This window comes from Tsukamurella sp. 8F (assembly GCF_029167375.1).
Lineage (GTDB): Bacteria > Actinomycetota > Actinomycetes > Mycobacteriales > Mycobacteriaceae > Tsukamurella.
Genome location: NZ_JARFTP010000016.1, coordinates 47381 through 70925, shown reverse-complemented (window position 1 = coordinate 70925; position 23545 = coordinate 47381). Strand labels below are relative to the sequence as shown.

At 66.4% G+C, this 23545-nt stretch carries 20 protein-coding genes; 7 read left to right on the top strand and 13 right to left on the bottom strand.

The genetic code is table 11. The annotated features are described in order from the left end of the window. Nucleotides 1-15: 15 nt before the first annotated feature. The 3 genes from P0W64_RS13840 to P0W64_RS13830 form a co-directional block, all read right to left on the bottom strand. Nucleotides 16-1527 (bottom strand): hypothetical protein, encoded by a 1512-nt coding sequence (locus tag P0W64_RS13840; protein WP_275480709.1) that lies wholly within the window; start codon nt 1525-1527, stop codon nt 16-18. Continuing rightward, nucleotides 1524-2636 carry a DUF1972 domain-containing protein gene (locus P0W64_RS13835; protein ID WP_275480708.1) on the bottom strand — a complete coding sequence of 371 codons (1113 nt, stop codon included), beginning with the start codon at nt 2634-2636 and terminating at the stop codon, nt 1524-1526. The genes P0W64_RS13840 and P0W64_RS13835 overlap by 4 nt, the downstream gene beginning before the upstream one ends. 76 nt (nt 2637-2712) lie before the next feature. Beyond that, a complete protein-coding gene (locus P0W64_RS13830; RefSeq protein WP_275480707.1) occupies nt 2713-4248 on the bottom strand; it encodes an oligosaccharide flippase family protein in 1536 nt (511 codons plus the stop codon). 109 nt (nt 4249-4357) lie between these two features. Between P0W64_RS13830 and P0W64_RS13825 the strand changes: the two genes are divergently transcribed. Continuing rightward, nucleotides 4358-5293 carry a glycosyltransferase family 2 protein gene (locus tag P0W64_RS13825; RefSeq protein WP_275480706.1) on the top strand — a complete coding sequence of 312 codons (936 nt, stop codon included), beginning with the start codon at nt 4358-4360 and terminating at the stop codon, nt 5291-5293. 123 nt (nt 5294-5416) lie between these two features. Here P0W64_RS13825 and rfbC read toward each other — a convergent pair whose 3' ends face one another. Together rfbC and rfbA are read right to left on the bottom strand one after the other, a co-directional pair. After that, complete coding sequence (gene rfbC, locus P0W64_RS13820) at nt 5417-5995, bottom strand: dTDP-4-dehydrorhamnose 3,5-epimerase (RefSeq protein ID WP_275480739.1); 579 nt, start codon at nt 5993-5995, stop codon at nt 5417-5419. Nucleotides 5996-5997: 2 nt separating this feature from the next. Next, complete coding sequence (gene rfbA / locus P0W64_RS13815; RefSeq protein WP_275480705.1) at nt 5998-6873, bottom strand: glucose-1-phosphate thymidylyltransferase RfbA; 876 nt, start codon at nt 6871-6873, stop codon at nt 5998-6000. Nucleotides 6874-7541: 668 nt separating this feature from the next. Here rfbA and rfbD point away from each other — a divergent pair. Next, the gene (gene rfbD, locus P0W64_RS13810; protein WP_275480704.1) at nt 7542-8399 is read left to right on the top strand and encodes a dTDP-4-dehydrorhamnose reductase; all 858 of its coding nucleotides are present in this window, start codon (nt 7542-7544) and stop codon (nt 8397-8399) included. A gap of 18 nt (nt 8400-8417) precedes the next feature. On the opposite strand, the gene P0W64_RS13805 is transcribed toward rfbD, so the two are convergent. Then, nucleotides 8418-8975 carry a hypothetical protein gene (locus P0W64_RS13805; protein WP_275480703.1) on the bottom strand — a complete coding sequence of 186 codons (558 nt, stop codon included), beginning with the start codon at nt 8973-8975 and terminating at the stop codon, nt 8418-8420. Beyond that, nucleotides 8972-10441, bottom strand: a complete 1470-nt coding sequence (locus P0W64_RS13800; protein ID WP_275480702.1) for an O-antigen ligase family protein — start codon at nt 10439-10441, stop codon at nt 8972-8974. Before P0W64_RS13800 ends, P0W64_RS13805 begins: the two co-directional genes overlap by 4 nt. 73 nt (nt 10442-10514) lie before the next feature. On the opposite strand from P0W64_RS13800, the gene P0W64_RS13795 reads away from it, so the two are divergent. Further along, entirely contained in the window at nt 10515-11840 is a 1326-nt protein-coding gene (locus P0W64_RS13795; protein WP_275480701.1) for a hypothetical protein, read from the top strand. Between the two features lie 49 nt (nt 11841-11889). Here P0W64_RS13795 and P0W64_RS13790 read toward each other — a convergent pair whose 3' ends face one another. From P0W64_RS13790 to P0W64_RS13770, 5 genes are read right to left on the bottom strand one after another with little or no spacing between them, the layout of a single operon-like run. Beyond that, a complete protein-coding gene (locus tag P0W64_RS13790; RefSeq protein ID WP_275480700.1) occupies nt 11890-12747 on the bottom strand; it encodes a glycosyltransferase in 858 nt (285 codons plus the stop codon). A 24-nt stretch (nt 12748-12771) separates the two neighbouring features. Beyond that, a complete protein-coding gene (locus P0W64_RS13785; protein WP_275480699.1) occupies nt 12772-14016 on the bottom strand; it encodes a Wzz/FepE/Etk N-terminal domain-containing protein in 1245 nt (414 codons plus the stop codon). A gap of 31 nt (nt 14017-14047) precedes the next feature. Next, nucleotides 14048-15331: a lipopolysaccharide biosynthesis protein gene (locus P0W64_RS13780; protein WP_275480698.1), complete on the bottom strand. Its 1284-nt coding sequence runs from the start codon at nt 15329-15331 to the stop codon at nt 14048-14050. Nucleotides 15332-15372: 41 nt separating this feature from the next. Beyond that, the gene (locus P0W64_RS13775; protein WP_275480697.1) at nt 15373-16278 is read right to left on the bottom strand and encodes a glycosyltransferase; all 906 of its coding nucleotides are present in this window, start codon (nt 16276-16278) and stop codon (nt 15373-15375) included. 28 nt (nt 16279-16306) lie between these two features. After that, the gene (locus tag P0W64_RS13770) at nt 16307-17002 is read right to left on the bottom strand and encodes a WecB/TagA/CpsF family glycosyltransferase (RefSeq protein ID WP_275480696.1); all 696 of its coding nucleotides are present in this window, start codon (nt 17000-17002) and stop codon (nt 16307-16309) included. A 302-nt stretch (nt 17003-17304) separates the two neighbouring features. Between P0W64_RS13770 and gmd the strand changes: the two genes are divergently transcribed. The 3 genes from gmd to P0W64_RS13755 are packed head-to-tail and all read left to right on the top strand — an operon-like array spanning nt 17305 to nt 20143. Then, on the top strand, nt 17305-18342 hold the full coding sequence (gene gmd / locus P0W64_RS13765; protein WP_275480695.1) for a GDP-mannose 4,6-dehydratase: 1038 nt from the start codon (nt 17305-17307) through the stop codon (nt 18340-18342). Continuing rightward, on the top strand, nt 18339-19295 hold the full coding sequence (locus tag P0W64_RS13760; protein ID WP_275480694.1) for a GDP-L-fucose synthase: 957 nt from the start codon (nt 18339-18341) through the stop codon (nt 19293-19295). Before gmd ends, P0W64_RS13760 begins: the two co-directional genes overlap by 4 nt. A 56-nt stretch (nt 19296-19351) precedes the next feature. Further along, nucleotides 19352-20143, top strand: coding sequence for an AraC family transcriptional regulator (locus P0W64_RS13755; protein WP_275480693.1), 792 nt, complete (start codon nt 19352-19354; stop codon nt 20141-20143). Here P0W64_RS13755 and P0W64_RS13750 read toward each other — a convergent pair whose 3' ends face one another. Continuing rightward, nucleotides 20144-21319 (bottom strand): MFS transporter, encoded by a 1176-nt coding sequence (locus P0W64_RS13750; protein WP_275480692.1) that lies wholly within the window; start codon nt 21317-21319, stop codon nt 20144-20146. A gap of 219 nt (nt 21320-21538) precedes the next feature. Between P0W64_RS13750 and P0W64_RS13745 the strand changes: the two genes are divergently transcribed. Further along, nucleotides 21539-23527 (top strand): cytochrome c oxidase assembly protein, encoded by a 1989-nt coding sequence (locus P0W64_RS13745; protein WP_275480691.1) that lies wholly within the window; start codon nt 21539-21541, stop codon nt 23525-23527. The last annotated feature ends 18 nt before the right edge of the window (nt 23528-23545 follow it).

The window sequence follows — 23545 nt, the reverse complement described above, 5'->3', positions numbered from 1 at the left end:
GTCATCTCTCGGTCATCACATGGGTAGATCCAGTAGGCGGCGCGCTTTCTCGACGACGTTTCGACCGCCGGGGCTGAGCATCACGGCGATCGCGCCGATGGCGTACCCCACCCAGCCGAACCATGCCGGTGGCCAGTGCATGCCGACAGCTGCCGCGGCCGTCGCCAGAGCAGCTGCGCTCCCCGCGGCGGCGACTGTCGCCGGGAGAGCAAGACACGCGAACATCTGCGCAGGTGGAGGACCGACAGCGCGAGCGAGGGCGTAAGCACACCAGGGCTGCGTGATCCACAGGGCCGCAGCAACTGCCACGCCTGCCCCGATGATGCCGCATGAGTGAGTCAGCCAGACTCCCAGAACAACCTGGAGCACAGCCGCACCGAGTGTTGCTGGGAACGAGAGCCCGGGGCGGCCGAATGAATCTCCGCTCAGTACAACTGGGAGCTGTACGGCTCTGGCCAGCAGGGCCACGAGCGTGAGTACTGTCGTCGCGACCATGCCCAGCGCCAGCCCGTCGTCCGGCACCCAGAGCGGAATCCAGGCGGGAGTGGCCCACGCCAACGGGGCGATGGTCAAGACACCGACGGTGGCCACCACGGTGAGTAGATCCCCACTGAGCGTGACGGCGGTGGGCCGATCGAGTTGCGACAGGCGGCTGAAAGCAGGTCGGATCGGGGCGGTCGCCCAGTTGAGTACCTGGCCAGCGCCGTTGAACACGCGCATCGCCATGGCGAAGTATGCCGCTGACGCGGGACCACGTGTCAGGCCGACGATGACCGTGCCGGCCTGTAGGGTTCCGACTAGCAAGGCGTCGACCATGAAAGATTTTGCGCTGTAAGAGAACAGGGTGCGGATATTCGCTCGAGTTATTTCTGATCGCCTGGGGCGGGCCATCCGATGGCGGAGCACGTACGCCGTAGCCAGAACCGGAGGCAAGATCATCCCGGTAGCTTCGGCTGCCGCAACCTGCGTAACGGTCAGCCCGAACGGCAGCATCGCCAAGACCGTCACGACACGGATCGCGGTCCCAACGACCTGATTCATCCGGTCGCGGACTACATGCCCAGACCCGATGAGCACCGACTCGAACGGGCGGAAGACGATCGACGCCACGACGGAAGCGCCCAGAACGGCGACTGTTACCTGTGTTCCGGTCGTCAGATGTGTGCCATGGGTGTGCGCGTACGCGAAGGCGATTGTGAAGAACGCGGGTACCGCGATGGGAGCTATGCAGCCGATCCACGCGAGCCCGTTGGATATGAGTGCGTCGCTGGTGAACCGCCGGTCTCCGCCGCGCGCACTGGCGCCGAAGTATACGATCGCAGTGCCGATTCCGATATCGGTATAGAAGAAGTACGAGGCCACGGCCAGCATGAATAGCCAGATGCCATAGTCGTCGGCACCGATCTGAGACACCACGACCGGGAACATGGCGATGTTCGCGATAATGTTCAGCGATCCGGCGAAGATGCTGAGTGCGACGCCGCGGCGGGTGCTACCGGAGCGCGTGCCGCCTGTCACAGTGTTCACCCGCCCCGCCTGATCGCATCGACGAGGGTGTTCTCGTAGGCTGCGCAGATATTCTCCCACGCGTACGATTCCGCTGCCCGCCGCTGCGCGCCGTCCGCCAATGTTCTTGCACGCGCCGGCGATTCGATCAGTTCACTCATGGCTGACGCGATCGCCCCCGCTTCAGGTGCCACGAACACAGCCGCCTCCCCTAGAACCTCTCGGTTGAAGAGTGTGTCGCGTGCGACGGTCGGCGCCGCACAGGCCATTGCTTGTACAAGCGCCGGATTAGTGCCCCCGACGCTGTGTCCGTGGAAGTACGCGCCGGCATGCTGCCAGAGAGCGAACAGCTTCGCGTCATCCGACACGTGGCCCAGCCACCGAACGTCGCCATTCCCGGCGCACAGCGCGGTCACCCGTTCTTCGAGAGGCCCGCCGTGCCCCGAGGACCCGACAATAACCACAGGATGGCGTTCCGCGATGAGCGCCGCCGCATCGAGGAACTCGGGTATAGAGTTTTCGGGGACGAACCTGGCCACGGCCAGTGCATACGAACGCGACGCGAGCCCTTCGGGTGCGGGTAGAGGTGCCGGGACATCGCCGCCGTACGGGATGAACACCGAGTCGCGCCGGAAATTGTGTTTCCAGTAGCCGCCGATCTCGACCGAATCGCTGACGAGGATGTCGGCGAACCGTGCAGTCAGTAGCGCACCAGTACGGAAGACCCTCTTTCCAAGTGCACTCCATTTGTCGCGTTCCCACTCGATTCCGTCGACGTTGACCACTGTCGGGATCCGTCGCATGCGGAGGCCAGGGAGATAGTAGCCGTTCGCCACGTTCAGGACGAGTGCGACGTCGGGTTTGCGACGCGTCATCGAGTGCAGGACGGACGTCGCGCCGAAGCTGAGTGTGCTGAGCGACTTGGACTCGATCCCGCGGGTGGTGACCGATGTCACGCCAGGGTGGTCGAACTCGGGGCGAGACACCGTCGCACCTGGGCGGCCATACACTGCCACGTCCCAGCCGGTGTCAGCCAGGTGGGGCGCAAGCCGGCGCACCAGGGTCTCGAAGCCCCCGTAGAAGCTCGGGTACCCGCGCGATCCGATGATCGCGACTGATCTGCCGGCCATGCTACCTCTGTTCCGATGTGTGAAAGTCAGGCGCTATTCGAGATCAAAAAATAGCCTGTTATCGGTCAAAAGTCATCTAGAGTCGCGGCGCATCGTTGGTGTCGCTCCCAGCGCCGGGACTCCGACTGGCGTGGCCGAACCGGGGGAGGTACCCGCGGTACCACGAGATCCCGAGGTAGACGGCTGTGAACAAGCAGGTGGTGATGACGCATGGCAGCAGTGCGGCCCCTCGGTCTGCCGGAATGGCAGACGTCCACACGACGAGCGAGCACAAGACCGCGGTGCCGCCGGCACAGGCCGGGCCGGCGACGGCCCGCAGGTACCACGAGAATGGGATGCCAAGTCCCCGTTGCAGGTATGCCACGGAGAGCACGTTGCCGACTGCGATCACGAGTGCGAGCCCGGCAACGATGCCGGGGAACCCGAACGCCAGACCAGCGGGCACCGCGGCGGCAAGCGCCGCGATTGCTTCGCAGGACGCGGCGATCGCGATCGCCGAGGTGCGTCCCGCGGCGAAAGCGGCGGCGCTGCACACGCCCGTCGACACGTTAACGGCGATCGCAAGCCCGAGTGCACAGACGACCGCTGTCGTTGTCGGCATCGACTGTCCGAGCCACAGGGGGACGATGAAGGGGCCGGTCGCCACGAGCAGTAGCGGGAGGAACATCGCGGTGGCGGCGTTGCGTGTCGTGAGGCGTCGATAATCGGCGCGAATGCCCGCGAGCCCGCTGGCGGCGAAAGCATGAGTCAGGTGTGTGTTCATGGCGACGGCAGCGGCGCCGCCGAACGCTTGAGCTCCCAGCGCGAGCCGACTGCCGAGCTCGTACGCGCCAGCGGCAGTAGGGCCAGCCGTGAGACCGGCGAGGATCTTGCCCGACTGCATGGTTATTACGTCGGCCGCGCCCGACACCTGGCCGCGGATGCCGAATGCGAGAATCTCTCGTGCGGGGATGCGGACGGGGTTCCCGATCGGGATCGTCCGTTCGTCGAGGAGTAGGGCACCCACAACCGCGACCGAGCCGACGAGCGCCCCGGATGCCGTCCCGATGGCAAAGCGCTCGAGCCCGCCCTGTCCGGTGGTCAGGCCGACGATCCCACCGCCGATCTGGAGCAAGCTCATGGCCGCCAACCCGACATTGCCCGCAACCTGGCGGCCACGACCGAAAGCGGCACCGACTAGGGCGCGCGAGATCAAGCCGACTACCAGCACGACCGCGGCCGCGACGGCTACGTCTCGGGCGAGGTGGTGGTCGGGTGTATGCAGTGCGCTGGCTATCACGTCCGACGCGACGAGCGGTATCAGGACGATGATCGTGCCGACGAGCCCGAGTATTCCGAGGCTCAAGCCGAGCACCGACGCCTCTAGGTCACGGCGACCTTGCGCGTGGTAGAGGGCGACGTATCGAGTGTTCGCGCGGGAGACGCCGAGATCGAACAGGCCCGCGTACTGGGCGATCGCGCCGGTCACTGCCCAGATGCCGAAGTCGTGGAGCCCGAGTTGCGACACGAAGAACGGAGTGGCCAGAAGGTTCGCTCCGTAACCAGTCGCGAGCGGCAGGATCTGCGCGAGAGCCCCGACGCGGAGGCTCTGGATCCGGCCGGGCCCTGCCATCGTGTCTCCCGTCGGTTGCGTATCCGCAGGATACGGACATATGGTACGTTATCGCACGATTTATCGCACACGCATTGGTGCTCGCGGTGTCGAATGTGAGGGGGAGCGCATGCGGCTGACTGTCTGCGTTCCCACGTATAATCGTGAGCAGTCAGTGGCACAGGCAGTCGAGAGCATCCTTCACCGACAGTGCTTCGATGACTTCGAACTCCTAGTCATCGACAACTGCTCGACCGACGACACGCTCGAAGTCATCCGTGGGTTCGACGACAGTAGGATCCGGATAGTTCGGAACGAGAAAAACCTTGGTTGGCTTGTCAGTCACAATAAGGCCATGACTCTCGCTCGTGGACAGCTGATCCAGTTCGTCCACAGCGACGACTGGCTACTCCCCGGCTGTCTCGGTTCCTTAGTGCCGTGTTTCGATGACAGGCGCGTCGGGTTAGCGTTCGCGCGCAGGAAGATTCAGACCGAGTTCGGCGACTGGGCGCGAAAATACTCGACTATCCACGAGCCGCTCGAGCCGCTCGAGGCTGTCAACGATGGCCAAGAGATTATTCGCCGATACGTGCTGCACAAGGCGAACGGTAACTGGATCGGGGAGCCGACATCAGTGATGTTCCGGCGTGACACCGCGCTGGCAGTCGGTGGGTTCAATCCGCTGATCAAACATTGGACTGAGATGGACCTGTGGCTGCGTATCCTCGCGCGGACGGACGCCGCTTGGGTCGACCGAGAGCTGACTGCGCGATGGCATCATGCCGGCACGTTGACGGTGACCGGTTACGAGGAGGCATTGCATCCCGCTTGGCTGGACAGGTCGTCGGTGATCGCAGGGATTGCCCGTGACCGATGTGTAGCCACAACCACGCGACGCGGGGCGGCGGCATTGTGGTGCGAAGTTCAACTTCGAAATCTCGGTCGCGTGCTTCTGAAAGGCGAGGACCGTCGTTGCCAGCTCGGCGAACTTGCGCGTCAGACACGCATAGTCACAAGTGGCAGAATATCTCTAGCCCCACTTCCCGATGCGATCGACGAGGAGTAGACACCCGGTCGCGGGCATAGGGCGAACCAACCGTGAGTCTGTGGGCCTCGGGTGTGAACTCCGCTCACCTATTGCCTTCGAACTGGCCGTAGCCGTGTATACCGAGAACAGGTGGAAGAGGACTCATTGCGGAGGTCCATCGGTCCCGAACGCGTCAGCAAAGGCAGGCGCCGCCGAGTCCTTACTCGACCGGACATAGCTTAGAGCGGAGCCGTCCCGTGAGGTCGTCGGCCACTCGATAGCCAGGGTGGGATCGAATGCGTCGAGATCGCGATCCAGCTCCGGCGAGTATTCGAGCGAGCACAGGTACATGACCGTCGAATCGTCCTCTAGAGAGAGGATCGCATGCCCGAGCCCTGCAGATAGATAGACGGCGCGTCGATCGACGTCGTCCAATAGCACGCTGTCCCATCGGCCGAATGTGGGTGAGGACGGGCGGAGGTCTACGACCACGTCCAGGAAGGCGCCCCGGACACAAGTGACGTACTTTGCTTGCCCAGGCGGGTCTTCGGTGTAGTGGATTCCGCGGAGCACGCCTGCGGCAGATACTGAACAGTTGGCCTGGAGCAAGGTTAATGGCGTGCCGACGGCATCCTCGAATTCTGAGGCTTTGAACCACTCGAGGAACCTGCCACGTGCGTCTCCGAACTGCTTCGGCGTGAACTCCCATGCTCCGGCGATCGCGAGTTCTCTTGTTTGCATATTCATGCACGTCCCTCCCGCTCTAGAAGGCCTAATAGATACGCTCCGTACCCTGATTTCAGTAATGGTGCGGCGCGCCGCTGCAACTCGTCGTCGCTGATGAAGCCCTGGCGCCAAGCGACTTCTTCGGGTATGCCGATGCGTAGGCCTTGACGCTGTTCGATCGTCCGTACGTAGGTGCCGGCGTCCAGTAGAGAGTCGACAGTTCCGGTGTCGAGCCATGCCGTCCCACGCGGGAGCACTTCTACTTGTAGGCGCCCCTGTTCAAGGTACGTCCGATTGACATCGGTTATCTCGAGTTCGCCTCGCGCGGACGGCTTCAGGTCGGCAGCTATCTCGAGGACGTCATTGTCATAGAAGTACAGTCCTGGGACAGCGTAATTCGAAGATGGATCGGTCGGCTTCTCGACGAGGCTCGTCGCTTTGCCGGAGCCGTCGAAGTCTACGACGCCGTAGCGCTCGGGGTCTGATACCCAATAGGCGAACACCGCGCCCCCGTCGATGCGATCGAATCGGTTGAGTTGAGAGCCGAGGCCAGGACCGTAGAAGATGTTGTCACCGAGAATCAGGGAGACACTGTCGCCACCGATGTGTTCGCGGCCGATGCGGAACGCATCTGCAAGCCCGTTCGGCGAGCGTTGCACTGCGTAGTCGAGCGATACTCCGAACTGCGATCCGTCCCCCAGTAGGCGCTCAAAGGCGTCTCGGTCCTGCGGCGTCGTGATGATCAGGATATCGCGAATGCCCGCGAGGATCAGTGTCGACAGCGGGTAGTAGATCATCGGCTTGTCGTACACAGGGACGAGTTGCTTGCTGACCCCGAGTGTGATCGGGTGCAGACGGGAGCCGGTGCCTCCGGCAAGGATGATTCCGCGCACGGGTTCAGCCTCTCAGATCGGACGTCTGGCTGCCGACAGGCAGCGTGTACAGCCGACCATCCGTCCTGGCTGACGCATCTGACGCAGTAGTGGGACGAGTGTCCAGTCTGAACCCAGCAGCGAGGAGAGTCTTGGCGAGCATGTTTTCGGCATCTGATGTCCACTGGCTGACATGGCGGAGTGCGGGGTGTGCTCGGGTCAGTCGGTGGACGAGGGCGATCTGTGCGGACGTAATCGTGACCGCGGAGCCGATCGGCCACATGACGGCTACGGAGGTTGCTCGGTTGATCCGGACTAGAGTGGCGTTCTCCGACACATCGCCGGAGGCGTCGGGCGAAGACACCGTCCAGTACCCGACGAGATCGCCCGACTCGGCGAGTTCGCGTGCTGTTCTACGCGCTATCCCGGCTGCTGCCGCTGCTTTCACGACGGCTCCACGTGCGAGTTCGCCGACATGAATGGTGGCGTCGCCGGTGCGAATGGTCTCGTGGCGTCCGGGTGGGCGGCGCCGTAGAGCGAAGTGCACAAGGACTCCTCGTCGAAGTGTCGCAATCTGGCAATCCAGACAATATGTCATCGCTCCGTTGCAGAGAGAACGTGGGGGTGGTCACAGTGTGACTGTGGCACGGGCACGCGGCTGGGTGCGTCCCTGCGGTAGGTTGCCCGATATGCGAGTCTTCGTCACCGGTGCGGGCGGTCAGGTGGGGTCGTGGCTGGTGGAGCACGGTCGATCGCGCCCGCACGAGATCGTTCCCCTGACGCGGGCCGACGCGGATGTGACGTGCCCGAAGCAGGTCGAGGAGCTGGCGTTCGGGCCGGACGACGTCGTGATCAACTGCGCCGCGTACACCGCCGTGGACGCTGCCGAGACCGATGCCGAGGGCGCAGAAGTACTGAACGCGCGCGCTCCGGAGCTGCTCGCGCTGCGCTGTCTGCGCTCGGGTGCGCGCCTGGTGCAGTTGTCCACCGACTACGTCTTCGGATCTGTGGCCGCCGACCCCCGACCCTGGCGCGTCGACGACGAATGCGTTCCCGAAACCGTTTATGGCAGAACCAAACGCGACGGCGAACGGCGGGCCCTGGCCGCCGATCCGCGCACCGTTGTCGTGCGCACGGCGTGGGTGTATTCGGGTCGGGAGGGTGACTTCGTCGGGACCATGCGGCGGCTCGCGGCCGATGGCGTCGATCCGCGTGTCGTCGATGACCAGCTCGGTTCGCCGACGTATGCCTCAGACCTCGCCGCGGGGCTGCTGGATCTCGCGGAGCGACTCGCCGCCGAACAAGCCCGTCCGGGCGCCATCCTGCATGCGGCGGGTACGGGTCAGGCGACCTGGTACGAACTAGCGCGCGAGGTCTTCGCCGGTGTGGGCGCCGACCCCGAGCGCGTGAGCCCCTGCACCACAGAGGAGTTCCCAAGGCCCGCTCGCCGGCCGGCGTACTCGGTCCTCTCGCCGGAGGCGTGGGAGTCATGGGGCCTCGAGCCCCTTCCCGAATGGCACGACGGGCTGCGTCGGGCCCTGGTCTAGAGCCGCGAGGTGCTCGGGTCAGCAGCCCCGCTGTACCAGGGCGCGCGCGTACCCCGCGGTCTGGTACACGTATTGCCATGCCGTTTCGACGAATCCGATGTGTTGTGGATTCGCGGAGACTCGCACGTCGCCGGAGTAACAGCGGTCGAGTAGGTACCGCGTACGGGAGACGTGCGGGGTGAACGTGACGAGGTCGATGGTCCGCCACTGTTCCGAGTGCGCGAGCTTGTTGAGTTCCTTGATCTCGCCCTTCGTGGTCGGCGGGTCCGGCCGGAAGCAGGTGACGGTGTAGCCGCGCCGGCTCGGTTGTGCGCACACGGGGCCCACGATCTGATGGGATGCCCAATCGGGGTCGGAGATCACCAGCCGGGGCGCGAGGCCGCGCTCGGCCAGCTCGATCCCGTAGGTGTAGCGCTCGGCACCCGGTCCGCCGATCACGACGACCGCATCAGCGCGCGTGGGCGCGTCGGTGCGCGGGGCGACATAGACCGGGTAGCCGGCGGCGGTCACCGCCACGACCGCGATGACCGCGGAGCCGACTCCGCGGGCCAGCCACCTGCGGAAGCGCGCGTTCACCCGATGTCTGGGCTTCGAGCAGGCTCCTTCGGGGAGACTTCGGCAGGCTGTGGTGGCGAATCGTCCGATTCGGATCTGCTCGCCGGATGGCTGATGAGCAGGCCCAGCATCATGAATACGAGGATCGGATACTGGGGCGTCGACAGGGTGTTGTCGGTGTACGAGTAGAAGGCGGTTCCGATCCCGAGCACGATGACCAGCCACCGTGCCGTCCCGGTCTGGGACCGGGCGGCGGCCACGAATACAGCCGCGAAGCAGCCGAGAACCGCAGTGGCGAACAGGATGCCGCCGTCGACGTAGAAGTGGATGTACTCGTTATGGGGTGCGATGAACGCGGTCTGCACGCCAACGGGTTTCAGCAGCTCGACCGCAAGGGGCGAGAAGCCTAGCCCCCGCCCCGTGAGAGGGCTGGCAGAGCCGACATCGAGAAAGAAGTTCCATGCCTGGTCACGGCCCGAGGTGTTGAACTTCCCCTCGTAACTGTTGCCCTGGCTGCGCAGGATCAACTCGGGAACGGTCGCGATGAGGGCCACCGCCGCGGCGCCGACGATCGCCATGGCACCACGTCTGGCGCGGCCGCCGAGGTCCGATCGCGCCCAGGCGGCACGAACGACGAAGACGGCGAGGACCGCGGCGCCGACGGCGATGGGGCTGCGCGTCGACGTGCCGAGGAGGACTACCAGGTCGATGATCACCAGGGCGAAGGCCGGAACCCGGTGCACCAGCGGCGCCCCCTTCGCCGGACCGGTGCGGTCGAGGGTCAGCTCGAACAGGGCCGCTGTCATCCCTACGAGCGCGATCATCGCGAGGTGGGCGGGAATCGCGGTGTCCTGCAGCCGGAGTGCGCCGTCTTGTTCGCGACTGAGCATCGGGGATATGCCGAGCAGTTGGAGGACCACACCGCCGGCGAGACTGACGATCGGCAGGTAGGCGATGAACCGCAGCCCGCGTCTCAGGTCCAGCTTCCGCCAATCGACCATCAGGAAGCACCAGGGAAGGGCGAATCCGATTGCGGCGCGGAGCACGGGCGAGGGCCCCACCTCGATCATTCCGCCGATCTTCAGCAGGGCGAGTAATGAACTCAAGCCAAGCGCGGTCAACGCCGTTCCGCCGATCCAGGACCACCGTGCCCCGAGCGTCACCAGGAGGCAGATCAGCCCCAGTATCAGGACGGCCTTCTGGGCTGCGTCGCTATTGGGGATCGGGTGATTGTCGTCGGGTGCGAATACCTGGGGGGATACGACGATGGCGGCCAATGCGAGGAATCGCCACGCCGAGTCGGGGAAGGCCAGGGTGCCTACCACGAGCAGGATCACGAGCAGGCCGGCGATGGCGAACGGCGTGATCGTCGCCGCCGCGCCGGCGGCGATGCACGCCACGCACAACAGAATCGCCCAGAACGCGCCGTGCAAGAGGCTGCGCGTGGAACCCCCCATGCGGGGCGGATCGAATCGCCTGGTCGTCATCCGTCCCCACTGTCTGCACTGTCCGGTTGCGCTGTCTATTCTCGACTGCACGACAACAAGGCGAGTCTACAAGATGGAGCATGCCGTGGAGGACGAGAGCAGGCGGAGGTTCCTCCGCTCGGCGGGACTCGGTTTGGGCACGGCCGCAGGGCTCTCCGTCGTCGCATCGTGTAGCCCCGATCCTGTTGCGACACCGGTTGATCTGCGCGCGCGTGCGGTCTTGGCCGACCTGTCGTCCTCGAGTTCTGCGGACGACAATTCGGCGCGGATCACAGCCGCCCTCGAGCAGGGTGCCAGGAGTGGCGCGGAGGTGGTCGTGCCCGGAGGAGTCTTCGACCATTCGGGCTTCACCCTTCCGAACGACGGCCAGGTGTCGATGCGTGGCATGGGGCGCAGTGCGACGCGGCTCCGGAATCGTTCTGTGGCCGCATCGATCACGGCGCACGGAAAGCCCGGGGGACCGTATTGTCCGGGATGGTCGATATCGGGGCTCACCCTCGATGCGGCGACCGACGCAAGAACGGTGGGTCTCGATGTCGCACTGAGTACGAGGTTCAGCGCCCGGGATATCGATATCCGCGGCCATGGCGTGGGAGTCGCGCACATGTCGTCGTGGGCGTGCCAGTATTCGGACGTAAGTGTTTTCGACTGCGAAACCGGCTGGCGGTTCCCGACGACCCGGTTCACTCCTTCGTCGCCGGTCACCCTGACGAACTGCAACTCCTTCGATAATGAGACCGCCGTGCAGGTCGACGACGCCGTCGAGAGTCTCCTATGGGATGGTGGCGACTGGTCCGGATGCACGAACGGTATTCGGATTCTCGGTAACGAGGTGCGGACGGTGCGGTTCGGCGGTATCAACTTCGAGCGCATCAAGAACGAGGACGTGGTCGTCGGGACCGATACCACGGGTCCCGCGGGCGTGACGTTCAGTGCGTGCCGCTTCTTCCGGACCACGCCCGGAAAGGTGTCTATCCGCTACGAGCGGGGCGAAGGGCTGAACCTGACCGGCTGTCGGTGGACGAACTATTCGACCGCGGTCGAGCAGCAGGACTCAGCGGGAACGCTGCTCATGTCGGGCAACTCGACGTCTCGCGTGCGCGGCCTGCTGGATCGTGCTGGACAGACCATTGACGAAGGCGCCTTCGTATCTTCGGCGGGCAACGATCTCGCCCAGGTCTCCCTGACCGGTACCTCGCTGTTCCACTCGGTCTCCGCGAGCGAAGGGGTGCAGACGAAGTTCGTGTCCGGGCCCGGACGGACGACCGTGTCTGATGCGGACTTCCGGACCCGGCCGGCGCCAGGATGGACCGCCGTCGTCGAGAACACGGACGACGGGACGCTCCGACACGCGGTCCGGGGGTCCAAGGGTTGGCGTACGTCGGCCGCGTATACCTGACCGGGCAGACGGAGCTCGGCCGCGACGAGACCCCTACGGCGACAGGCGTTCAGCGCCGCGCCCGGCGGCGCGCGTCTCGATACAGCAGGTTTCGTCGCAATTGCATGGACTGTGCGTTCACCGCCGCTATGCAGCGATCACCGACGGTGATACGCCATCGCGGATCGCGCACGAGACCGTGTGTGACGGCGCGCTGCTGGGTGTATTGCGCGTGCGCGCTGGTGCCGCTCGTCTGTGACGACGCGCTCACACGAAACGACGCCAGCGTCGCGTCGATGCCGACGAAGGAGCCGCGCGTCAATAAGCGTGTCCACAGCTCGAGCTCCATCGGAAAGTAGAACCGGCCGTCGAACCCGCCCACGGTGTCGAAATCGTTGCGGCGGAACATGACCGCGGCTGTCGGGCCGATCGGGTTCCCGCCACTGCGCACGACTCGCCTGATCACCTCGCGCGCCGTGCGTGGTCCCGTGATACCGCTCAGTCCGCGATCGTTCCGCAGGGGTAGGCCGACTTCGTCCACGAAGTCCGTGCGGCAGGACACCAGCGCCACATCGTCACGCCCGCTCAATACCGCGACCTGCGTGGCGATGCAGTCCGGCGTGATGAGATCGTCCGCGCACAGCACCTTGATCAGGTCGCCTTTCGCGTGTTCCACCAGGCGGTTCCAATTGTCCGGAAGCTGCAGCGTCTGCGAGTTGCTCTCGACTCGTAACCGTGGATCGCGGACTGCCGAGAGGATCGCGGGTGTGCTGTCGGTGCTGTTGTTGTTCAGCACCACGATTTCGAGGTTCGGATATGTCTGCGCCAGCGCACAGGCGAGCGTGGCGCCGAGGAAGCGCTCCGCCTGATACGCCGGAATCAGCAGCGAGACCAGCGGCCCGTTCTCCAACATCCCCTCGCTCCCCACATCCAGATCCGCTCGAAATCGCGACTAGCGAGCCAGGGCGATACCCAGCACCCGGCTCCCCAGCGACTCGAGGCGCTTGACCGCGGACACCAGATCGCCCTTGCGCGTGAGGCGTTCGCGTGCCACGACGATCGTCCCGTCGGCATGCGTGGAGAAGACATCGGCCGCGGCGCCGTCGAGCGCGTTACCGACGTCGACGACGACGTGGTCGAACCGCCCCCGCATGGCCTCGACGACCTTTCGCACTGCGGTCGGTGCGAAGAGGACACCCGGGTCCGTCGTCGAGGATCCGTGGGGTAGCTCGGAATACGCGGCGCCTTCATGTGCGGTCGTCTCGAGGTCGTCCGCCGTCGCCGTACCCGCCAGGAGGTCCGTCAGGCCGGCAGGAGCGTCCTTCGCCTGCGGTTCGTCGGCGGTGCCCGGCGTAGCGGCGTTCACGAAGAGCACCTTCGGCGACGTCTCGCCGAGGGCGCGAGCGAGCGCGCGCGCCGTCGTCGCGCTCGCGCGGTCCTCGACCCCGGCCACGGCGAGTACTTTTGCGTCGTCACCGGACAGCCCGGCGAGGACCTCCGCGCGCAGTCGACGTGCCGAGTCTCGCGAGTCGGTGTCGGAGACGCCGGTCAGAACCGGAACCGATACCCGCTCCGCGAGGTCGTCGCGCGAGTTGACGCTGGCGTCGGAGCGTTCGCGGATGAAGGCTGCGATGAGCCCGACCACGAGACCGGCAACGAGCCCGAAGGCCACATTCGGCAGCATGCCGGAGCCGGTCGTGGTGGGTGCCGATGCGGTGTCGATGACCGTCACGTCGGTGAACGGGTTGCCGCCCTTGTCCGACCTCTCGACCTCCCGGATCAAGGGGCCGGTCTGCTTGGCTGCAGAGTTGGCGATCGATTGGGCGCGGCCGCCGTCGGTGTCCGTCGCGGTGATGTCGAGGACGACCGAATCCGGCTCCGCCTTGACGCTCAGGCGTGAGAGAAGGTCCTGCGAGGACATGTTCAGGTGCAGGTCGCCGATCACCCTGCCTGCGAGCATGTCGCTGTCTACCAGCGACACATAGGAACTGGTCCGCTGCTGTGCGTACATGCCGCACTGGTACGACTGGTCGATCGACCCCTCGCCACAGGTTCCGATGAGGACCCGGGCGGTGGACTCGTGCTTGGGAGTCATCAACAGGGTTGCTCCGATGGCGCCGATGATCCCGAGGAGGATCCCCGCGACGACGATGCGCCACCGAGCGCGGATCACCTTCCACACGCTGGTCAGTTCCATCTGATGCTCCTGTTTCTCGAGTGGTGGGCGATCATGACTCGTGTCGCGTTCCGCCGTCGCCGTCGTCCTGGATCGTGGCAGGTGGCGAATCGATCGTACGGTGGGGCGATCCGACCGCTTCGACTTCCGGTCGGTTCGGTCCGTGGGGGCCGTGCCCCATGCGATTCGCCCGTATCCCGAGTGGGATGCACTTACACACCGCGGTCAACGCGCTGCCGATCGCGGCGCCGACGGAGCCGTACCAGAGCGCGCCACCGGATACCGCGGCTATGAAGATCAACGCGAAGACGAGCCCGGTCTTCGCGACGAATCTATCCTCACCCTGAGCTTGCAGCACCGCCGCCACCGCGGCCGCGAGAATGGCGAACGGTATGCCCTGCAACATGATCGCCAGCGTGAGCGCGGCATCCCGGTACGCCTCGCCGTAGAGGAGGACGCAGACCGGCCGCGCGAGCAGGAAACCACCGGGAATCGATATCAGGAGCACGGGAGGGACGAGCGCCATCAGCTTCAGCGCGATGGATCGCGCCTGGCGAGGGGTAGCTCGCGCGGCGGGCGGAAGGACGGCCGAGGCGAGCGTACCCGGGATAAGCACGAGTGGGCTGGTGACGCGCATCGCGGCCGCGTACAGACCCGCCTGCTTGGCGCCGGAGCAGGCTGATACGAGGAAGGTGTCGAGCAGCTGGATCTGTGTCGTCACGTTGCTGACGAAGTAGTGGAACGACTCGCGGAGGATCGCGAACGGTGACTTGAAGTCATGCCCCGCGTAGTGGACCGAGCGTCGCAGGAAGAACCGACTCTGGGCGTAACCCGCGAGGGCACCGAGGAGCTGGGCCAGCGAGTACGCGAGCAGCGGGGTCACGGACATCGGGATCAGGATCAGGAAGATCGCGAACTGGATGAACCGCCGCAGGAGGATCGAGCTCGCCGGGATACTCAGCGAATCCTCCGCTATGGGGACGCCCAGGCGGAACTCGACGCATCGATCGATAGCCACCGACAGCACCAAGGGCGTCAGCGTCAGCGGGATGACTCCTGCGCCCGACAATCCCACCGAGCCGGCAAGCGCGAGCAGCCCGAAGAACCACGTGGTGAAGGTCGTGACGCGGAGCGCCGATGCGACCGCGCGCTCCTCTCGCTGCGCATGGGCCTTCATGGTGTACGTGGAGACACCGAGGTCGGTGACCGTGAACAGGACCATGCAGACGCCGATGATCGCGGACGTCACGCCGATCTCGCTCGGATTGACCGACCGAGCCAGGACGATCACGTTGACCGCTTGCAGAAGGTTCGCTGTGATGCGTGAGCCCAGCATGGTGGCGAACTGTGCGCGAATCTTGGAGGACGCCAATGTGATCAGCCTTCGCGTTGGGTGATGCGGCGCCACGCGAAGGGGGGCCATGCCGCTGCCGCGCATGCCAGCAGCGCCCTGCTCTGCACACCGTGGCCGGCCAGCGACGCGCGGTACAGGCTCAGGCTGCGCGATTCGGCCGCGATCCGAAAACGGCGGCCGGGCGTGAGCGCAGCACGGAACTGCGCGCCGGTGTACTCCTCGAGGCCTGCCTGACGACGCCGGTGATTCTCAACGGCGAGTGCGATGTTCGTCCGTACCGTACGCATACTGTCGGCGTTGATGCCACTGCCGTGATAGCGGTAGTCGAGCACCGTGTCGCGGAGGTTCGCCAGCCGGCCGTGCTCGGCGAGCTTGAGGTACAGGTCCCAGTCCTCGGCGAGGCCCTCGTTCCAGTAGCCGCCGACCTCCAGTACGGCATCCTTCCGGAACGCGACGGTGGGGTGTGAGATCGCATGCTGTCCCTGCAGGAGCGCCGAGACGATTCTCTCGTGGTCGACAGGGAAGGACGACTTCGTCGTTCGCTCGTCGCCGACGAGCCGCACCATCTGGCCACCGAGCAGAACGACGTCGGGGTTCTCGCGTAGGTATTGGACCTGATGCTCGAGGCGGCCGGGGAGGCTGACGTCGTCCGCATCCATGCGGGCGATCAGATCAGCCCGCGCCTGTTCGACGCCGATATTGAGCGATGCGGAAAGCCCCTTGTTCGGATGCGAGATCAGGCGGACGCGTGGGTCGGATGCGTACCGTGCGGCGATCTCCGGCGAGCCGTCGGAGCTGCCGTCGTCGATGAGCACCAACTCGAACGGGACGCCGCGCTGTTCCAACACGCTCTCGATGGCCTGAGACAGCGTGGCGGCGGCGTTATAGAAGGGGAGCACGACGCTGATGTCGAGGCTGTTCTCGGCCATGATTCCAATTCTTGCAGGACGGCGGTGATCAGGAGGTGTGGCGCGGTGCCGTGGCGACCGACCAGAGGAACTGGGTGTTGCCGATGAGGTAGCGGCGCCACAGCCGCCGTGGCTCGCTCACCAGCCTGTACAGCCACTCGAAGCCGGATCGCTGGACCCACAGGGGAGCCTCGGGAACCACGCCGGCCACGAAGTCGAAGGCGGCGCCGACGCCGAGGAACGGCAGCGGCACGCGGCGTGCCAGCTCGGCGGCTGCGAAGTCCTGTTTCGGGGTGCCCAGGCCGACCCACACGACATCGGCGCCCGATTCCTCGATGCGCGCGATCGACTCCGTGTAGAACGACTCGTCGAGCGGGCCGAACGGGGGCGAGTAGGTCCCCGCGACCTCGGCGCCCGGATAGCGATTTCCGATCGACTCCACCAGGCGGTCGAGAGTGTCCTGCGTGGCGCCGAGCATGAAGTGACGCAGGCCTGCCGACCGGCCCCGGTCGAGCACCGCCGCGAACAGCGACGGGCCGCGCACGCGCTCCGACGGGGACTTCCGGTTCTGCCGCCGCATGAAGTAGGCGACCGGGGCACCGTCAGGAAAGTTCCAGCCCGGCCCGGCCAGGACTGCTCGGTACTCGGGGTCCTGGTTCGCGAGAGCTACGCAGTAGGCGTTGGACAACCGTACGGGCGTTCCCGCGGCGCCGTGGGTCCGGCCGAGCTCGATCACTCGGTTCACAGCGTTGTCGAAGGTTGTGCAGATGAAAGGTATTCCCGCAACGTCTGTTTCGTTATAAGGCGGATGTGCGCCCGCGAACTCTGACACGCGACTCCTGACTTCCCGACGACGGTGGCGCTCGGAGTATCGGGTTTTATGTCCGGTCCTCACGTTGCTTGACTGTGCATATAGTATCGGGACCGTCGTAACTGTCAAACGGTGTGGTGGATTCGCCCAAAAGGGCTGCGGCAGTTGCCGACCACAGCCTCGTGCGCAGTATGGTGCGGCTTTCGCCGCCTGGCATCTGTATCGGAGAACCATCTATGTCGAAGCGCGCACTCATCACCGGGATCACCGGTCAGGACGGGTCTTACCTCGCTGAGCTATTGCTCGCCAAGGGGTACGAAGTCCATGGCCTGATACGTCGAGCATCGACGTTCAACACGTCCCGGATCGACCACATCTACATCGACCCACACGATGACAACGCTCGGTTGTTCCTCCACTACGGCGACCTCAGCGACGGTGCCCGCCTCGTGACCCTGCTCGGCACGATCCGGCCGGACGAGGTCTACAACCTCGGCGCCCAGTCGCATGTGCGCGTGAGCTTCGACGAGCCCGAGCACACGGGAGACACCACGGGCACCGGAGCGACGCGCCTGCTAGAGGCGGTCCGGCTGGCCGGACTCGACTGCCGTTACTACCAGGCGTCGAGCTCGGAGATGTTCGGCGCCACGCCTCCCCCGCAGAACGAGGAGACCGCCTTCTATCCCCGGTCGCCTTACGGTGCCGCGAAGGTGTACGCGTACTGGATGACACGCAACTATCGCGAGGCCTACGGCCTGTTCGCGGTCAACGGCATCCTGTTCAACCACGAGTCGCCTCGCCGCGGCGAGACGTTCGTGACCAGGAAGATCACTCGGGCTGTGGCGCGGATCAAGGCCGGACTCGACCAGTACGTGTACATGGGCAACTTGGACGCCGTCCGCGACTGGGGGTACGCGCCGGAGTATGTGGAGGGCATGTGGCGGATGCTGCAAGCGGACGAGCCCGACGACTACTGCCTTGCGACGGGCGCCGCGTACTCGGTGCGGGACTTCCTGACGACGGCTTTCGAGCACGCCGGACTGAACTGGGAGGACCACGTCCGCATCGACGAGCGCTACCTCCGACCCACTGAGGTCGATTCGCTGATCGGCGACCCGGGCAAGGCGCATCGGCAGCTCGGATGGAAGGCCTCGGTCATGCCGGATCAGCTGGCCAGGATCATGGTGGACGCCGATGTCGAGGCACTGGAGCATCAAGGCCGGCCATGGATCGACCGGCCTGTGCTGGCCGGCTGGGAGGGGCTGTCTCGATGAGTGTCACGCCGGTCGACCGCGCGTCGCGGGTATACGTCGCCGGGCACCGGGGTTTGGTGGGTTCCGCCGTATACCGCCACCTGCAGCAGGAGGGTTTCGCCGATCTCGTCGGACGGACTTCGTCGGACCTCGACCTGCGAGACCGCGACGCAGTCATGGCGTTCTTCGCGGAGAACGACTTCGACGTCGTGGTGCTCGCGGCAGCGAAGGTCGGGGGCATCCTGGCCAACAGCGAAGCGCCCGTCGACTTCCTCAGCGAGAACCTGCGTATCCAGGTGAACGTCATGGATGCGGCCCTGACGCACGGCGTCGAGAGACTGCTGTTCCTGGGGTCGTCGTGCATCTATCCGAAGCTGGCCGCTCAGCCGATCAAGGAGGAGTACCTGCTCACGGGGCACCTCGAACCGACCAACGACGCCTACGCGATCGCCAAGATCGCCGGGATCCTGCAGGTTCAGGCCGTGCGCAAACAGTACGGGCTGCCATGGATCTCGGCCATGCCGACCAACCTCTACGGCCCGGGGGACAACTTCTCCGAGACGACCTCGCATGTGCTTCCGGCGATGATCCGCCGGTACGACGAGGCGCGCGCCGCTGGCGCCGAAGCGGTGGAGAACTGGGGCAGCGGTGCGCCTAGACGCGAGTTCCTACACGTCGACGACATGGCCTCGGCGTGCCTGCATCTGCTCGACAACTACGACGGCGCGGAGCAGGTGAACGTCGGGACCGGCGAGGACCATTCGATCGCGGAGATCGCCGAGATGGTGGCCGCGGCCACCGGTTTCGAGGGTGCGACCACCTGGGACACGAGTCGGCCGGACGGGACGCCCCGCAAACTCCTGGACGTGTCGCGGCTGCATGCGATGGGGTGGAAGCCTCGGATCGATCTGCGAGAGGGGATCGGCCGGACCGTCGACTGGTACCGGTCGACGGCCGTCCACCGCGGTGACTGACCACCCTGTCGAGCCTGAGTCACTCAGCTCGTCCCCCGGCGCGTCGATCGCGGGGAATGCCCGCAGCGGCACGGGGCGTTGTCACGCTCATGGACACCGGGGTGCCCGCGGGCGAGGCACAGTGGAGCATGAGCGGATCCACATCGTGTGAGCTTTCAGCCGGGCGGGAGCTCGAGGCGATCGGGCCGTCGACGTGGCTGCTGGTGCGGTCCGGGACCGTCGAGGTGCGCTCTGTCGGCGAGCGCATCCGGCTGGACCCGGGGGATGCGGCCCTGCTGCGCCAGGCGGCCGCGTACACCATCGCCGCCGTCGATGCCGCCCGCGTCGTCGTTGCGGACCTCCGGCCCGGCCGGGACGTGCCGACGCCGGGCATCGTCGTCTCTCGGGGCTTCGCCGAGCGGCACTCGGGGGTCGCGGCGCTGCTGGGCGAGTGCCCGCTCACGGCCGCGCACCAGCGCACCTACTTCGGCTCGGGATATGCGCACCTGGTCGGCGGGGCGATGCTGAGTGCGCTCGAGGACCGGGCACCCGGGGATCCCGGTGTGCGGCGCGCAGTGGACGCGATAGCGGAAGACCCCGCGCGCGAATGGAATCTGTGCGTACTCGCGCGCATCGCGTACGTGGGTAGGTCGAGCCTCGTGGAGCGGTTCCGGGCCGAGACCGGCATGAGCCCCATGCAGTACGTGCGTCGTACCCGTATAGCTGAGGCGCGACGCCTGTTGAGGCATTCGGACGCATCCGTCGGGGATGTGGGTTCGGCCGTCGGATACGGCTCGAGCGCTGCGTTCGTGCGCGCCTTCACCGCTGACGTCGGCGTCCCGCCCGGTCGGTGGCGCTGCCTGGCCTGATCACGCACGGACGCGGATCGACGCGAAGCCTGCGGCCGCCAGTAGCCCGGCGGCGGATCCGGTGAGGAACGCGGCGCCGAGTCCGACGTGATCGACCAGCAGGCCGCCTGTCACGGCGCCCGCGGTGATCGCCGTCTGGAAGGCCGTGACCTGGAGCGCCACTGCGGATTCCGCGGTGTCGTGGCCCACGGTCGTCACCCACAGCTGGGTGGTTACGGGGATGAGGTTGAAGCCGATGCCCCACGCAGCGATCGCGAGGAACAGGACCGGCACCGACGTCGTCAGTGTCGCCGCGAGGGCGATCGACACGATCAGCGGGCCCAGTGCGACCGCCCACCGCAGCCACCGGGACAGCACGCCTGCGAGCAGGTTCCCGGCCAGACCCCCCACGCCCCACACCAGCAGCAGCACGGCGGCGCCGCCGGCCACATTCGACCCGCTCCCGGCGCCCGCGTCGACTCGCTCGATCGCGAGGCGGATGAACGGGTACGCGATGAAGTTGCCCAGCACGGCTAGCGCCACGAGGGCGGCGCCGATGACGAGCCGCCGGTTGCGGAGCGCACGGCGCATCATCTCCGTCCCCGCCGACGGATGCGCGGGGACCGGCGTGAGGACGCGGTACAGGACCACGGTCGCGAGCGCCGTCAGTGCCGTGGCCAGCCAGAACACCGTCCGCCATCCGACGGTGTCGCCGAGCAGTGACGCGAGCGGCACGCCGATGATGGTCGCGACGGATGTGCCCGACGCGAGCGAGGTGGATACGAGTGCGCTCCTGCCCTGCGCGACGTGGACACCTGCCCCGAATGCGAACGACCAGTACCCGGCGATCGCGACCCCCAGGATCAGCCGGCCCGCCAGCAGGACGGCGATGTGCGGTGCGAGGGCCACGACGGCGTCGGAGATCGTCGCGAGCGCGAGTAGGCCGACGAGCACCGTCCGCCGGTCCATGCGCGGAACGATGGACGCGATGGTCGGGGCGGTCAGCGCGCCCGCCAGTGCGGTCGCCGCGACCGCGAGCCCGACGGTGCCCGGGGACACGCTGAGATCCCTTGCGACGGCGGGCAGTACGCCCGCCGGAAGGAACTCGCCGGCCACCAGCATCGTGATGCCGAACGTAAGCGCGAGGACGGCGGGCAGGGGGCGGGCCGGTGCGGCTTCGCGGGTCGTCGTGGTCATGAACCCAGCGTCGCCGCCCGGCGGGCGCGGCGGTTGATCCTGCGTCCGGGCCGGTTGATCGTCCGGCCGCAGGTTCAGCCGGGCGAAACCCCGCGCTCGCGCGGCGTAGTGGATGTCATGTCCGCAACGCCGCCTGACGGAGGGGTTTCAGCGCGAACCGCCGCAGTGTCGTCGGTCACAGCCGGGAACCGAACCGGCCGCCGGCACGACTAACACCGTATGCAGTGCTCCGACGCCCGGGAGGGCATCTCCAGCCGCCTCGACGGGGAGGTGCCGCCCCCCGGCGACCTCGACGCACATCTCGCGGGATGCTCCGACTGCCGGGAGTGGGCCGACGACGCGGCACGCCTGCGCAGGGTGCCGGCCACTCTCGCCGGGGAGGTCGATCGGCCCGCACCTGTCACGCCGGTGGCCCCGCCACGGGGAGGCACCCTCGGGCTCGGGCTGGGCGCATTCGCGGCGCTGGCGGTGGTGGTCGCCGTGCTCGCAACGCAGGGCGCATCGCGCTACACCATAAACGGTGATACGTATCCGGGTGCACTCACGTCGTACGGCGCCGGAGCCGGGCGCCTGATCGCGACCCTCGCGGCGGCGGTCACGCTGGGCGCCATAGCCTTCGGTGTCTTCCGAACCGCCGTACAGGATACCGGCGATGTGGGGCTGCGGGGCTATCTCGCGCACCGGCTCGCGCACCGTGCGACGCGCGTGTGGGCCGTCGTCTCGATCCTGATGGTGCCGTTGTCGGCGGCGGACACGTCGGGCCAGAATCTGGTCGACGTGTGGCGGTACGGCGGCCTGTGGGCGACCATCGGGGCGTCCGAGACGGCCAAGGGCTGGTTCGTCTCGTTCGTTGCCGCGGTGGTGGTCCTCGTGGGGCTCGGTAACGCGTTGAGCTGGATGGCCCACTTGTGGCTGCTCCTGCCCGCAGGGCTGGGCGTGCTCGCCGCCGTCGTGACCGCCAACGAGGCGCAAGGCCCGCGGCACGACTACACGACCGCTGCGCTCATGGCGCTCGCCCTGACCACCGCCGTGTGGCTCGGCGGTCTGTGGGCGCAGGCGGTGGTGCCGTGGCGCGACGAGAGGCGCTGGACGGGAGTGGTGTTCGCCGTGATCGCGCTCGGGTACGGGGCGGTGATAGCGGTGGTCATGGCGCCCGGTTCGGACCTCACGGAGACTCTGTACGGACGGTTGGTATCGGCCGCGGGCGTGCTGGTCGCGCTGGCAGGGCTACTGCAGTGGCTACGTCGGACGGTTCCCGCCACGGTCGTCCTCACGGTCGCCGCCGGTGTCGCGATCGCAGCGTCGGAGCTCACGCCGCCGTCGTTCCTCGTGCGGCGCTTCACGATCGGCGAGGTGATGCTGGGCTACGACGTCCTCGATCCGCCGAGCGTCGGCAGGTTCCTCACCCTGTGGCGGTGGGACCTGAACCTGGTGCCGCTCGCGGTGCTGCTGGCCGGGGGTTACGTGTGGCTCGTGCGGCGAGCGGGGCGACGGGGAGTCGATACGATCCAATGGCCGTGGTACCGGACCGCGTGCTTCCTGTTCGGCTGCGCGGCACTGGTGGTGCTCAGTAGTTCGGGTGTGAACACCTATGCGACAGTGGCTTTCAGTGTGCACATGGTGACACACATGCTGATGACGTCGCTGGTACCCGTCTTCCTGCTGCTGGGAGCGCCCGTCACGCTGCTGCGGACCACGCTTGCCCCGCAGTGGCTGGAGCGCGTGCTCGACTCGCGATCGTTCGCCGTGTTGATGCGGCCCGCAGTGCAGATCCTGTTGTTCGCGCTGACCCTCTACGGGCTCTATCTGACGCCGCTGTACGACCGCATCGGCCGCTATCACTGGGGGCATACGGGGATCTACCTCGCGGTGCTCGTGACCGGATTCCTGTTCTACTGGCGTGTGTTCCAGATCGACCCGGTCCCCCATCGGCTGCCCTTCATCGGGCGCGTGGGCATGTTGCTGGCGATGATGCCCATCTCCATGTTCTTCGCGATCATCGTGATGACCATGAACGGTCTCATCGGGCCGCGGCTGTACCAGTATCTCGACGTGCCGTGGATGACGGATCTCGCGCACGACCAGTTCGTGGGCGGTGTGGTCGCATGGGCCTGCGACGAGGCGGCCATCGCGCTCGTCACCGTCGGGCTGGTGCTGCACTGGGCGTGGCAGTCGGCCCGCGAGGAGGAATCCGACGACCTGGTCTGACCCTGCGCGCCAACGGGG